Here is a 14,271-nt window from a genome sequence, read left to right as displayed (position 1 = left end):
ACCTCACCAACTTTTGGAGCCGATGATGCCCTGGTGGCTAAACAAGCTACCCCGGAAGTACCTCCATTGCTTGTAAAGGATGAAAACGGGAATCTTGTCCCGCTTGTTGATCTTCAGGGAAGATTCCGTCCGGAGATGGGTGAGTTCGCCGGGAAGTATGTAAAGAACGAATATTATGATGAAGGACAGGCCCCGGAGAAATCGGTAGATGTTGAGCTTGCCATAAAACTCAAGGAAGAAAACCGAGCCTTTAAAGTTGAAAAATATGTGCACAGTTATCCTAATTGCTGGCGTACCGATAAACCTATTTTATACTATCCATTAGATTCCTGGTTCATTAAGGTGACCGAATTTAAGGATAGAATGTTTGAGCTGAATCAAGGCATAAACTGGAAACCAAAATCTACAGGCGAAGGCCGATTTGGTAACTGGTTGGCTAGTGCCAACGACTGGAACCTTTCAAGAAGCCGGTACTGGGGAATTCCCTTACCTATTTGGAGAACCGATGATGGAAAGGAAGAAAAGATTATTGGCTCTGTCAAGGAGTTGAAACTCGAGATGGAAAAATCGGTAAAAGCCGGGTTGATGAAGGAGGAATTCTTCGCCGATTTCCAAATTGGTGATATTAGTGAAGAAAATTACGAAAAGGTAGATCTTCACAAAAATATAGTAGACCAGGTGGTGTTGATCTCTGATTCAGGGAAATCAATGAAGCGCGAGGCCGATCTTATAGATGTTTGGTTTGATTCTGGATCCATGCCTTATGCACAGTGGCATTATCCTTTTGAAAACAAGGAGAAAGTTGAAGGAGGAGAAAGAAAAGCCGACTTCATTGCTGAAGGCGTTGACCAAACCCGAGGCTGGTTCTACACCCTGCACGCCATCGCTACGATGATCTTTGATGATGTAGCCTATAAAAACGTGGTTTCCAACGGACTTGTTTTAGATAAAAACGGGCAGAAAATGTCCAAACGACTTGGGAATGCAGTTGATCCTTTCGAGACCCTTGCAGCATTTGGACCTGATGCAACGCGCTGGTATATGATCAGCAACGCGAATCCCTGGGATAACCTGAAATTTGATATTGAAGGAATAGCTGAGGTTCGCCGTAAGTTCTTCGGAACCCTATACAATACTTATTCATTCTTTACGCTGTATGCAAACATCGATAACTTCAAATATGAGGAAGCCGATGTACCATTAGAGGAAAGACCCGAGATAGATCGCTGGATACTTTCAGAATTACATACCCTCATAGAGAAAGTTGATAAATTCTACGCCGATTATGAACCGACCCGTGCTACCAGAGCTATTTCAGAGTTTGTTCAGGAAAATCTAAGTAACTGGTTTGTACGATTAAGCCGGAGACGATTCTGGAAGGGCGACTATGAGCAGGATAAAATTTCAGCCTATCAAACTTTATACACTTGCCTGGAAACTGTAGCTAAATTGGGGGCTCCCGTAGCACCATTCTTTATGGACAGACTCTATAAGGATCTTAACCAGGCAACCCAGAAAGAAGCGTACGAATCGGTGCATCTTGCTGATTTCCCGGTTTCTGATAATAAATTTGTTGATAAATCTTTGGAGCGCAAAATGGAAAAAGCCCAAACGATCTCTTCTTTGGTGCTTTCTTTGCGTAAAAAAGAAATGATCAAGGTAAGACAACCGCTTCAAAGAGTAATGATTCCGGTGCTTGACGAGCAGCAGCGCGACGAGATTAGAGCGGTAGAAGACCTTATCAAATCTGAAGTTAACGTAAAAGAACTTCAGCTTATTGATGATGCTTCAGGTATCCTTGTGAAGCAAATAAAGCCAAATTTTAAAGTCCTTGGGCCGAGATTTGGGAAGGATATGAAACTGGTTGTCAATAAGATAAATAGTCTAAATGCCACAGATATTACCACAATAGAGCGTGAGGGCAGCATTGAAATTGAGGTTAACGAAAAAATGATTACTTTGGCGGCCGAGGATGTTGAAATCACCTCACAGGATATTGAAGGCTGGCTAGTAGCAAGCAGCGGTAATATTACAGTAGCCCTGGACGTTAGTATCTCTCCTGAGCTTAAAAAGGAGGGTGTAGCCCGGGAGTTGGTAAACCGAATTCAGAATTTAAGAAAGGATTCGGGCTTTGAAGTTACCGACACGATAGATGTGACCCTACAAAGAGACGGTATTGTCGAGGATGCCGTGAACGAAAATATAACCTATATTAAGAACGAAACATTAACTGCAAACCTCGAAGTTGCAGGGGTGGTAGAAGAAGGTACGGAAGTAGCTTTTGATGACATTACCACTAAATTGTTTATTAAAAAACATTAAGCTTATGTCTGCAGAAGTTAAAGAACGTTACAGCGACGCCGATCTGGCGGAATTCAAGGCACTAATCCGGAAAAAGATCGAGAAGGCCCAGGAGCAGTTAGAGATCTACGAGAATGCTTATAAAAACGATGGGAATAATGGTACCGACGATACTTCCCCAACTTTTAAGGCCTTTGAAGAAGGAAGTGAAACGATGAGTAAAGAAGCTAACTCGCAGTTAGCTATCCGCCAGGAGAAATTTATTCGCGATCTTAAAAATGCTTTATTGCGTATTGAGAATAAAACCTATGGGATTTGTAGAGTTACAGGAAAGTTAATTGCAAAAGAACGCCTTATGCTTGTGCCTCATGCTACATTGAGCATCGAAGCCAAGAATATGCAGCGCTAATTTTTTTTAAATATAATATAAACGCTCTTTTTGAATCGCTTCAAAGGGAGCGTTTTGTTTTTTAGATGCTGAAAAATATCTCAATACTGTTAGCTGCGCTGTTCAGTGTTTCTCTTTTTGGTCAGAAGGAAACTCTGGAAACTTTAGATGCAAAAAATGTGGAAGCCATCCGGATTTTTGCGAATGAAGTTAGTAGTATAAGTATTGAAACCTCTTCAACAAAAACCATCTCAGCAGCCACACATTCTGAAGGTGAATATTATAACAGGATAGGCCTGGATATTAAGAGGGAAGATGAAACGCTTATTCTAAACTCAAAATTTCCACAAGCACTTTCCGGAGGTTTTGATAAATTAAGCGCTCATAAAGTGTTTTCCATTGATTTGAAATTATTAATTCCTGCTGGATTACGAGTTTTTGTAAAATCAGATCAGGCATCCCTTACGGCTACTGGAGATTATAGTCTATTCGAGGCAGAACTGAATCAAGGTTTTTGTGATCTGATAGATTTTAGTGGAAATGGCAGGGTGCAGACTATTATGGGAGATATTCATTTTGAAACCAGGGATACACGAATTGAAGCAGAGTCCCGAAATGGGAGGATGCAAAAATCTTTGCCACAAAGTGGTTCGAACCTACTAAAGCTGTCTTCTGTGAATGGCGATATAAGCCTGCTTAAAACTAAATAATAATCGTATTTTTGCTGCGTTTGAAATGCAAGATCTATCCATGTCCTTAAAAAAAGCCGGAATAATCATAATCCTGATCCTAATTATCGATCAGGTTTCCAAATTTTATATCAAAACCAATTTTGCCCTTGGCGATGAAATTTACGTTTTCGAGTGGTTCAGAATTCTTTTCGTTGAGAACGAGGGTATGGCCTGGGGGGCTAAAATCCCTGGTTCTTACGGTAAGTTAGCACTCACTCTTTTCAGGCTGGTTGCTATAGTGGGGATTGGATATTGGCTTTGGGATTCGGTAAGAAAGAATAGTTCAAGAATACTTATCGTTTCTATTGCATTGATCTTTGCCGGAGCGATGGGTAATATTATAGATTCGGTTTTCTACGGTATTATCTTTAACGACAGCTATGGGCAAATAGCAAGCTTCTTACCTGAAAGTGGTGGATACGGCACGCTATTTCACGGAAAGGTGGTAGATATGCTTTATTTTCCCTTGTGGCAAGGTAATCTTCCGGAATGGATTCCGTTTTGGGGTGGAAATTATTTCACCTTTTTCGATCCTGTTTTCAACATAGCCGATACGTCCATAAGTGTTGGAGTCGCACTCCTGCTATTGTTTAATAAGAAAGCATTCCCACCGGAAGAAGAAACTTCAAAAAAGAACTAAGCAGCATTATTCTTTTCAAAGATCTTTTCGAACTTTTTGAGCTCAATTGGTTTAATAAGGTAATCGGTAACCATATTGAAGGATTTCGCTCTCTCCAGGTCCCGCGGATCTATAGATGAGCTTACCACGTAAAGAGTTATTTTCTTGTCGAAATTGTTCTTGATCTTGATGAATTCACTTAGGAATTCCCAACCATCCATAACCGGCATATTGAGATCGAGGAAGATAATATCCGGAAGTTTATCCTCACTCATATTCTCCATTATTAATTTGAAATAATCAAGTGCTTCTTTCCCGTTTTTGAAGATCAACAGGTTTTCAGAAAGCTTCTTGATCTCTATGATTTTTTTTACCAGGTTAACGTATATCTTGTCATCATCAATAATACACGCTAATTCAACTTTTTGCCCCATGAGAATTTGTTTAAAATTTAATCTTAAATGTGGTGCCTACATCAATAGTGCTGGTTACTGAAATTGATCCTCCCAATGTTTCCACCTGATTTTTGGTGATAAACAGGCCAATTCCTTTAGCTTCGGGATTACTGTGGAAAGTTTTATACATTCCAAACATCTTGTCGCCGTATTGATCCAGGTCTATGCCCATCCCGTTATCGCTAATCTCAAGATACTCTTTTTCATTCTCGACATAGGATTGAATATAAATCACCGGTTTCCTACCCGGATGTTTATATTTTATGGCATTAGTGATTAAATTTAGTAAAATACTTTCAAGATATTCAGGGATATAGCTAATTTCTTCCAAAGCATGAAATTCAGCTACGATTTTTGCATTTTCCCGATTAATTAAAGAAGAAGTTGAAGCCATTACCCCACTTAATGCAGCCTCAAATTTTATGATTCGCCGGTTTTTTCTTAACAGAGTCTGTTTATTTACTATCTCATTTAAATGATTAATTGCTGAATCGAGATTTCCGGCGATGTCTTCCACATTGGGTAAAAGTTCAAGTTTGTCGGCATCTGTTTTTGCTTCTTTCAGCAGTTCTACGATCAGGCTTAAGTTGCTGCTGTGAGAGCGTAAATGATGAGAGACAATATGGGCGAAATTGAAAAGCCGGGAATTCTGGGTTGCGATAATATCCAGAGAATTCTGGAGGTTAATCTCGTTCGTCTTATTCTCATTGATATCCTGGTAGACCCCGCGAATTCCAACAATTTCCTGTTCCTCATTATAAACCGGTTTTCCCGTGGCCCGTACCCAGAATTCCTTGTTATGAAGACTTAGCATCTTGAGTTCGATCTTAAATGGAATGCCGTACTTTTCGCATTTTTCAAAGGATGATAGAACCCGTTGATGATGCTCCGGAGCATAAAATTTTAATCGTTCTTCATAGGCCGGCTGAAAGTCTATTGGGCAGTTCACGATCTTTTTGGTGACATTGTCCCAGTAGATATTCTTATGTAAAGTATCTACGTACCAACCGCCGGTAGAGGTCATTTCGGCCGTTTCATGATAATAGAAGAAATTTTCTTCAATGGTGTACTGGTCACGTTTGGTTTGGTGAATATTTACAAATAAAAGCACCGCAGTTTCCCGGTTGCTTTTGTCTTTATTTTTAAGATTTCGGCATTCAAACCAACGGTATTTTCCGTTATGGAGTTTCAGTTTTAATTCCAGGCTAAAAGGCTCATTTTCTGTGGTCAACTTATCGAAATGAAGCCTAAAATCATAGCGATAATCGGGATGGAGTATTTCTTTCAGAAAATATTCAAAGGGATCGGAAGAGTCGGGTTTTCCAACTAAAGAATCGAAGTGGTCAGACCAGGTTATTTTTTTGCTGAAAAGGTTAATTTTCCAGTAGGCAATATCAAAATCTTCAAGAATACTGTTTAATTGAAGGTCATTTAGCATCTGGCCAGTTAGTTTATCTAAATGTAATAGAATGTTCTATTATTCACAAATAAATGCCTAGTTTTTAAATTGGTATACCTTGTGGGGAGTCACGCAGAAATCAAGGGCCACATCACTTTCAAAGATCTCTTTGATCACGTCTTCAGCTTCAAAGAAGGATAGGCCGATTTTAATAACATCGGGTTTGCACGAGGCCAGAAACTGGTCGTAAAAGCCTTTACCATAGCCAATGCGGTGTCCGGATTTGTCAAAGGCCAGTAAGGGAACAAAAACAAGGTCCAGTTTCTCAGGAGAGATTTCAATTCCGCCTTCGGGTTCTGGAATGTTCCAGCGGTTTTTTATAATCCTGGTATTATCGGTTAACAAAAAGTGGTCTAATTGGTGATTTTTAACATCGGTTTTTGAAACTACGATATTTTTATCTTTCCCCTGGAGAATGTGCAGCACGTATTCAGTGTTAACCTCTTTTTGTTCGGCAATGCTCAGAAATAGATGGTAGAAATCCAGGTTCCAGATTTCAAGTTTCAGCAAATTATTGGCGATTCCCAGACTTAGTTCTTCAATCTGTTCTTCGGAAAGATTTAAGCGTAGTTCTTTGTATTTTCTGCGGAGATCTCTTTTATTCATTTTCTTTCTGTGGTAAGGAAATATGAAAAATAGCATCACCCTGATAGACGATAGGAGACTCGTTTACATTAATAATATAACCGGTGTTGGCCGCCTTTATTTTATGTCTGAATTTTCCGTAGGGATCGGTAATAGTACCAACGTATTCACCCTTTTCCACATGTTTACCGCAGGGAATCTTAACATGGAGAAGGCCGCTGTATTTCGCACGCATCCAGAAACTGTTTTCAATTAAAACAGTTTGAGTGACCGCATCGGGATAATCAAATTTTGAGTTAAGCATTTCCAGATGGCTTAGAATTCGCATTGTGCCTTCTACCCCGTGTCTTGCAATTTCCTTGTCACTGGATTTTGATTTTCCGCCTTCATATAATAAAACGGGTATCCCGAGTTTAGAACAGGTTTCCCGGAAGGATTTGGTGATGGTTTTAGACTCCATTGTAAAAGGAGCATTAAAAATACGGCTGTACTTCACGCTAAGATCATCTCCTTGCTTTACCCTTATCTGGGGAGCATTAAACCGGCTTGCGCCCCCGGTATGAAAATCGAGACAGAAATTGGCAACGGGAAGGATCTTTTTAACAAACTGAAATGCAAACCTGCTGGCCAGGGAACCGTGTTTGGTACCGGGGAACATTCTGTTAAGGTCTCTTCCGTCTGGAAATTCGCGACTTAGATTAAGAAATCCAAAGATATTTACCACCGGAATACAGATGATAGTACCTTTCAGGGGTTTGTTTATGCCTTTGGAAATTATTTGCCTAACTACTTCAATCCCGTTGATTTCGTCACCGTGAATTCCGGCGGTTAAAAGTACTACCGGTCCCGGTTTTTTAGCACGCTCAATAATTACAGGTACATCTACCGAAGTGGTAGTGTAGAGTTTTGCCATATTGAAATTGATAGTGGCGCTTTTCCCGGGTAAAACCTTTTCACCCAGGATTTCCAGAACATTATCCTCGGTTATTTTTGGCATATATTATACATTCCTTTCTATGAATCGAATAATAGATTTTGCTATGTCCTTGCCTGTGGCTTCTTCAATGCCTTCCAGGCCAGGCGAAGAATTTACCTCAAGTATTAAAGGTCCACGGGCACTTTGGAGCATATCTACTCCGGCCACTCCAAGGCTCATAGCTCTGGCGGCTTTAATGGCAGCATTTTCCTCTTCATCGCTAAGCTGAATGATAGAGGCTGAACCACCACGGTGAAGATTAGAGCGAAATTCTCCTTCTTTTCCCTGTCGTTTCATCGCTCCAACCACATGACCGTCCACCACAAATGCCCGAATATCGGCACCTCCGGCTTCTTTGATGAATTCCTGCACGATTACCCGGGCCTGTAGCCCGTTAAAAGCTTCGATAACCGATTCGGCAGCGTTTTTTGTTTCAGCGAGAACCACTCCTAATCCCTGGGTACCTTCAAGTAACTTGATAATTAATGGCGCTCCTCCTACGTGGTCAATAACTTCCGATACGTCTCTGGAATAATTGGTAAAGACCGTTTTTGGCAACCCGAGTCTGGCACGGGATAGTACTTGTAAACTTCTTAATTTATCGCGGCTTCTAACTAGCGCTTGAGATTCTGTGGTGGTAAAGACACCCATCATTTCGAACTGTCTTACCACGGCGGTTCCGTAAAAAGTAACCGAAGCTCCAATCCTTGGAATAACTGCATCGGTACCTTCAATAGCTTTACCTTTATAGAAAATAGATGGTTTACGTTTCTCTATCACCAGGTCACACTTTAGCGGATCTATAACTTCTACCTCATGATGCCTCTTTTTTGCGGCCTCTACGAGTCTTTGTGTTGAATATAAATGGCTATTCCTGGATAGGATTCTTATTTTCATTTTGTTTTAGATTGAAAGAAACGTCAGTGAGTTGGGTGTCTACAATAAATTTTTTAGTAAGGAATTTTCGCCCTATTAAAACCGGAAAACGCATTTCCTGACGGGACGACAAAGAAAGCGAAATTTTGTAAACCTTATTAAAAATTTTAATGGTAGACTCTACCTGATATCTTTTTTGAATTATTCCGTTACTGCTGCGTACAAAGACGATGTCGTAATCTTTAAAACTGAACTCTTTTCCGTTATAAAGTGGATGTTCGTCATCCAGAAAAGTACACAGCAATAAATCATCTTCTTCCCTTATATTTTCGCAATGAATTGATGAGGTATAAGCTCCAGTGTCAACTTTTATAGCGATATCATTAAGGTGAAGTGCAGGAAAATCTGCTTTGTCAAATCGCCCTATTACGGTTTTCTCCATACTGCAAGATAGTAAAAAGGCAAAGTTTCTTTCTTAAGGAAGTGCGAAAAATGAGAAGAGAGTCCTGGAAATTATTTTTGCTTCAGTGTTAAATATCTGAAGAGTTGCTCGAAAGATTTTCAGGATATATTATTCTGAAAATTTTATTTTAAAAAACTTTAACGGCTCAAGCAGACTTATAAATAGCTGCTGTAAAACTTAAAAAACTATACCTTTGGGATAATGGAAACGCCTGCTTTAGATCTTCAGCTTAAAACCCTACCTAATAGTCCCGGAGTGTATCAGTACTTTGACAAAAACGGGAGAATACTCTATGTTGGAAAAGCTAAAAATTTAAAGAAACGGGTTACTTCTTATTTTACCAAACGCCACGACAGTCATAGGATTGGAGTGATGGTAAAGAAGATTCACGAGATAAAACATATTGTTGTCGCTTCAGAGACCGATGCACTTTTATTGGAAAATAATCTCATCAAAAAACATCAGCCGCGCTTTAATGTGATGCTAAAGGATGATAAAACTTATCCCTGGATCTGCATAAAAAACGAACGTTTTCCGCGGGTATTTCCAACCCGAAAACTCATAAAAGACGGAAGTGAATATTATGGCCCTTTTACGAGTTTTAAAACGGTGAATACACTGCTGGATCTTATAAAAGGGCTTTACAAATTACGAACCTGTAATTATGACCTTGCCGAGGATAAAATAAGGGCAGGAAAGTATAAAGTATGTCTCGAATACCATCTGGGAAACTGCAAAGGACCTTGTGAAGGTAAACAGGCGGAAGAAGAATACAATAGAAATATAGAAGCCATACGTCAAATCGTTAAGGGAAATTTCAAGGATTCCCTTCAAAGATTTAGAGAGCAAATGAAAGAGCATGCAGAGCGGATGGAATTTGAAGATGCTCAACGGATAAAAAATAAAATTGATATACTGGAGAACTACCAGTCTAAATCAACCGTGGTTAATCCGAAGATAAGTGATGTGGATGTCTTCTCCATTGTTAGTGATGAAGGTTATGGTTATGCGAATTTTCTTCAGCTTTCTCACGGGGCGATCATCAGAAGTCATACCATTGAAATGAAGAAAAAGCTCGATGAAAGTGACTCGGAATTACTTGAACTGGCAATTACTGAGATAAGACAGCGTTTTAATTCAAACTCCAGGGAGATCTACGTGCCTTTTAAAGTTGAAGCAGGAGAGAATGTAAAAGTTACCGTTCCGAAGTTGGGTGATAAAAAGAAGATCGTGGAATTATCTCAGCGAAATGCAAAATATTACAGGCAGGAGCGATTTAAACAGATGAAAATCGTAGATCCGGACAGGCATGTTAATCGCGTGATGGCCCAAATGAAAGAAGATCTTAGGCTTCATGAAGAGCCAAGGCATATAGAATGTTTTGATAATTCCAATATCCAGGGAAGTAATCCCGTGGCGGCCTGCGTAGTCTTTAAAAATGGGAAGCCCAGTAAAAAAGATTATCGTAAATTTAATATCAAAACCGTGGAAGGCCCCGATGATTTCGCTTCTATGGAAGAAGTCGTTTTCAGGAGATACCGACGCTTGCTTAATGAAGGAGAACCTTTACCGCAATTAATTATTGTAGATGGCGGTAAAGGGCAATTATCTTCGGGAGTAAAAGCCTTGGATAGCCTGGGTTTACGAGGAAAAATCGCCATCATAGGAATAGCGAAACGCCTGGAAGAGATCTTTTATCCCGGGGATTCAATTCCGCTATACCTGGATAAAAAATCTGAAACCTTGAAGATCATCCAGCAATTGCGAAATGAGGCACACCGTTTTGGGATTACCTTCCATAGAAATAAGAGAAGCAAAGCAGCCCTAAATACTGAACTTGAAGAGATTTCAGGAATAGGAGAAAAGACGGTAGTGGAGTTGCTAAAGCATTTTAGGTCTGTAAAAAGAATTAAAGAAGCCTCGCAAAAGGATTTAGGCGAAGTTATAGGAAATGCCAGGGCCGCGATTATTTATCAGCATTATCATTCAAATTAAGATGAAAAAGACCCTCTTTTTAATTATGGTACTCGTGTCTTTCCTCGGAAATGCACAGGAAGAAGACCTTAAGGTTGGACTAGTGCTTAGTGGAGGAGGAGCAAAAGGTCTGGCGCATATTGGGGCTCTAAAAGTTCTGGAAGAAGCCGGAATTCGCATTGATTATATTGGTGGAAGCAGTATGGGAGCTATAATTGGAGGACTATACGCTGCTGGTTATACGGCAGATGAGCTGGATTCTATTTTTCACGAAACCAATTTTAATATTCTTATCCAGGACGATTTGCCCAGAAGTGCAAAAACTTTCTATGAAAAGGAAGATTCTGAAAAATACGCTTTAACCTTACCCTTTGATCGGTATAAGATAGGTTTGCCTTCAGGACTTTCCCGTGGCCAAAATATTTATAACCTTATGTCTGGTTTAACAATGCATATAGGGAATATCGACAGTTTTGACGATTTGCCAATACCTTTCTTTTGTATTGCTGCCGATGTGGAAACCGGAGAGGAAGTGATCCTAGATGAAGGTTCCCTGGCACAGGCTGTCTCGGCTAGCGGGGCTATCCCCTCTGTCTTTAGCCCGGTTAAGATTGGGGACAGACTTCTTACCGATGGTGGAGTAGCTAATAATTACCCGGTAGAGGAATTGCGCCGGCGTGGAGCCGAATTTGTTATAGGTGTAGATGTACAAGACAGTCTTATGGACCGTTCGGAGTTAAAAGGGGTCTTTGATATTCTTACCCAGGTGAGCAATTTCAGGACAATAAATGAAATGAAGGAGAAAATTCCTAAAACCGATATTTATATCAAACCTGACATCTCGAAATTTTCAATCTTGTCTTTCGATAGAGGAAAAGAAATCATAGATTCCGGGGTGGTGGCTACCCAGGAAAGAATTTATGATCTCAAGGAGGTTTCTAAAAGGCAAAAAGGAAAGGCTTCAGAATTTTTTATCCCCCGAATCGATACCTTGCAAATAAGTGACCTTACCCTGGAAGGCAACAATAACTATCCCCGGGAGTACATTATGGGTAAACTTCGGATTAATTATTTCACCAAATTTACTTTTGAGGACCTTAATAACGGCATCAATAACCTTTCAGCTACCGGGAATTTTAACCGGATAAATTATCGGTTTATCCCCAATGAGGACGATAAATTCTATACCCTGGCCATGCAAATTGAGGAAAGTGAGAATAAAACTTATCTCAGGCTGGGAGTTCATTACGACGAGTTATACCGCAGCGGGGCTTTGTTTAATATAACCCATAAAAGTTTACTTTTCACCAACGATGTAACTTCTCTTGATGTGATTTTGGGCGATAATTTTAGGTATAACTTTGATTACTATCTCGATAAAGGTTATTACTGGAGTTTGGGGGTTCGTTCCCGATATAATAAATTCAGTGAGGATATTTCATTTGATTTTGCCAGGGAGAATGCCGGGTTAGAAGAGGAAGCGCTTAATAAAATTAATATTGACCATATAGATTTTACCAATCAGGTCTATTTTGAAACTTTGTTCAAGCAGGTTTTTTCTTTCGGAATAGGGGCCGAACATAAATTTTTAAAGATAAAAACCGAAACCCTGGAGCGAAATGCCCTTCAACTGGCCGACAATGTATTTGAAAACAGTCATTTTTTAAGTGGTTTCGGGAAATTGAGGTATGATTCTTATGATAATAAATATTTCCCGTCCAAAGGTCTTTACTTTAATAGCGATTTTCATCTTTATCTCTTCTCTTCAGATTACAATGAAGATTTTTCTGAATTCTCTATCGCACAGGGGGAAATTGGCTATGCGGTTACTCCTATTGATAAATTGTCACTTCGGCTGGATTCTTCAGCGGGCTTGAAAATAGGAAATGATAACACCAACAGCCTGGACTTTTTTCTAGGCGGTTATGGTAATAATATGATCAATAATTTTATGCCCTTTTTTGGGTATGATTTTATAAGTATTTCAGGAGATAGCTTTGTAAAAGCGCTTGTAGAAATTGATTACGAATTCATTAGAAGGCATCATGTTATTGGCAGTGCTAATTTTGCCAATGTAGGAAACAGGTTGTATTCTACCGGGGGTTGGTTTTCCTCTCCCGATTTTACGGGTTATGCCCTTGGGTATGGATTTGAGTCCTTTGTTGGGCCGCTTGAGGTCAAATATACCTGGTCACCGGAATCAAGCTCCAGTACCTGGTTCTTTAACTTAGGCTTCTGGTTTTAGATCAAAGGCCTGAGCTACGAGCTCAAAAGACCTAAGACGCAATTCTTTTGAATAACTCATGGTAGATATCATCACTTCGTCTACCTCAAAATCAGCGGCAAGTTGTTGTAGTTGTTCTTTAACAGATTCTTTTGTTCCTGAAACAATTCGTCCTGCATTTCGTTGAAGTAATTCTTTTTCTCCTTCGTTGAACTCATATTTCTCTATTTCTGAAAATTCGGGGTAATTCTGAAAGTTTCCCCGTTCAAATTGAAGCAGTATATATTCGATGTATTTCCGCATATTGGCAGCGATCTCTTCGGTTTCACCACACATCAAAAACACCGATACAAATGCTTTTGGAGATTTCAGGGTTTCTGAAGCTCTAAAGAGTTTACGGTATTCCCTGACCACTTCAGGAGAAACCAGCCCGTTAATGAATTTAGCCACAGAGAGGCCCATTCCCATTTCAGCAGCTATTTTGGCGCTGCCACCACTAGAACTCAGGATCCATTGCTGTGGTATGGAATTCACTTGGGGGATAGCATAAATTTTGCCTTTTTCAGTGCCTGCGGTGTCGGTGAAAAAATGCTGAAGATGTTCCAGCTGCGTTAAATAATCTTCCTCTTTAAAGGTGTTTGAGGGATTTAAAAGGTAAGCGCTTACGCGATCTCCTCCCGGAGCGCGGCCCATTCCCAAATCAATGCGGTTTGGATAGAGCGCTTCCAGAGTTCTGAAATTTTCGGCAACCTTAAAAGCACTGTGATTGGGGAGCATAATCCCGCCAGATCCTAGTCGGATATTTTTGGTTTCAGCTCCAAGCCGGCTTAATATAACTTCCGGGGCCGAACCGGCGATAAATTTTGAATTATGATGTTCAGAAAGCCAAAACCTGTGATAACCTAGTTTATCGGCGAGTTTAGCGGTGGTTATGGTTTCCTGTAAGGCTTCCTGCGCGGTATTTCCGGTTCTTACTATTGATTGATCGAGTATGCTGAGTTTAATTTTTTCCATATATAGTTAATCGAAAGCGAATCTAATTCATTACAATTTGCACCAGGGATTTAGTGATGTTTTAAGAATGTTTGGTATAAAATTCCCGATATTTGTTTTTAAGGAAATTTAAAGCCTAAAAAATAGTAAATTCTCAATTTTCTTTATAAAATTGGGAGGCCTAAAAAAATTAGTATTATGCCTTTTTATCATAAACTCGGTAAAAT

General features: G+C 39.8%; 13 protein-coding genes. 6 read left to right on the top strand and 7 right to left on the bottom strand.

Annotated elements, in window-relative coordinates; translation table 11 throughout:
• The 4 genes from ACESK1_RS02685 to ACESK1_RS02670 form a co-directional block, all read left to right on the top strand.
• On the top strand, window positions 1–2,322 hold a 2,322-nt coding region (locus tag ACESK1_RS02685), incomplete at its 5' end, for a class I tRNA ligase family protein (RefSeq protein ID WP_372917657.1).
• Window positions 2,323–2,326: 4 nt separating this feature from the next.
• Entirely contained in the window at window positions 2,327–2,710 is a 384-nt protein-coding gene (locus ACESK1_RS02680; RefSeq protein ID WP_372917655.1) for a TraR/DksA family transcriptional regulator, read from the top strand.
• 65 nt (window positions 2,711–2,775) lie between these two features.
• A complete protein-coding gene (locus tag ACESK1_RS02675; RefSeq protein ID WP_372917653.1) occupies window positions 2,776–3,399 on the top strand; it encodes a hypothetical protein in 624 nt (207 codons plus the stop codon).
• A 40-nt stretch (window positions 3,400–3,439) separates the two neighbouring features.
• Complete coding sequence (locus tag ACESK1_RS02670; RefSeq protein ID WP_372917651.1) at window positions 3,440–4,060, top strand: lipoprotein signal peptidase; 621 nt, start codon at window positions 3,440–3,442, stop codon at window positions 4,058–4,060.
• On the opposite strand, the gene ACESK1_RS02665 is transcribed toward ACESK1_RS02670, so the two are convergent.
• The 6 genes from ACESK1_RS02665 to ACESK1_RS02640 are packed head-to-tail and all read right to left on the bottom strand — an operon-like array spanning window position 4,057 to window position 8,832.
• Window positions 4,057–4,473, bottom strand: coding sequence for a response regulator (locus ACESK1_RS02665; protein WP_372917649.1), 417 nt, complete (start codon window positions 4,471–4,473; stop codon window positions 4,057–4,059). The two genes, ACESK1_RS02670 and ACESK1_RS02665, sit on opposite strands and share 4 nt — an antisense overlap.
• A 10-nt stretch (window positions 4,474–4,483) precedes the next feature.
• A complete protein-coding gene (locus tag ACESK1_RS02660; protein ID WP_372917647.1) occupies window positions 4,484–5,932 on the bottom strand; it encodes a PAS domain-containing protein in 1,449 nt (482 codons plus the stop codon).
• 57 nt (window positions 5,933–5,989) lie between these two features.
• A complete protein-coding gene (locus ACESK1_RS02655) occupies window positions 5,990–6,559 on the bottom strand; it encodes a 5-formyltetrahydrofolate cyclo-ligase (protein WP_372917645.1) in 570 nt (189 codons plus the stop codon).
• The gene (locus ACESK1_RS02650; protein ID WP_372917643.1) at window positions 6,552–7,535 is read right to left on the bottom strand and encodes a succinylglutamate desuccinylase/aspartoacylase family protein; all 984 of its coding nucleotides are present in this window, start codon (window positions 7,533–7,535) and stop codon (window positions 6,552–6,554) included. Before ACESK1_RS02650 ends, ACESK1_RS02655 begins: the two co-directional genes overlap by 8 nt.
• Window positions 7,536–7,538: 3 nt before the next feature.
• Window positions 7,539–8,411: a 30S ribosomal protein S6--L-glutamate ligase gene (rimK, locus tag ACESK1_RS02645; RefSeq protein WP_372917641.1), complete on the bottom strand. Its 873-nt coding sequence runs from the start codon at window positions 8,409–8,411 to the stop codon at window positions 7,539–7,541.
• Complete coding sequence (locus tag ACESK1_RS02640; protein WP_372917639.1) at window positions 8,383–8,832, bottom strand: ATP-dependent zinc protease; 450 nt, start codon at window positions 8,830–8,832, stop codon at window positions 8,383–8,385. The genes rimK and ACESK1_RS02640 overlap by 29 nt, the downstream gene beginning before the upstream one ends.
• A 222-nt stretch (window positions 8,833–9,054) precedes the next feature.
• Here ACESK1_RS02640 and uvrC point away from each other — a divergent pair, with 222 nt between their 5' ends.
• Window positions 9,055–10,848 (top strand): excinuclease ABC subunit UvrC, encoded by a 1,794-nt coding sequence (uvrC, locus tag ACESK1_RS02635; RefSeq protein ID WP_372917637.1) that lies wholly within the window; start codon window positions 9,055–9,057, stop codon window positions 10,846–10,848.
• A gap of 1 nt (window position 10,849) precedes the next feature.
• Window positions 10,850–13,072 (top strand): patatin-like phospholipase family protein, encoded by a 2,223-nt coding sequence (locus ACESK1_RS02630; RefSeq protein ID WP_372917635.1) that lies wholly within the window; start codon window positions 10,850–10,852, stop codon window positions 13,070–13,072.
• Here ACESK1_RS02630 and ACESK1_RS02625 read toward each other — a convergent pair.
• Window positions 13,055–14,065, bottom strand: coding sequence for an LLM class flavin-dependent oxidoreductase (locus ACESK1_RS02625; protein WP_372917633.1), 1,011 nt, complete (start codon window positions 14,063–14,065; stop codon window positions 13,055–13,057). The genes ACESK1_RS02630 and ACESK1_RS02625 overlap by 18 nt on opposite strands.
• Window positions 14,066–14,271 lie beyond the last annotated feature (206 nt).

The sequence above is a fragment of the Salegentibacter sp. genome (assembly GCF_041642575.1).
In the GTDB taxonomy this organism is placed as follows: Bacteria; Bacteroidota; Bacteroidia; order Flavobacteriales; family Flavobacteriaceae; genus Salegentibacter.
The sequence above is the reverse complement of the archived record's forward strand: the minus strand, read 5'-3'. Positions and strand labels throughout refer to the sequence as shown.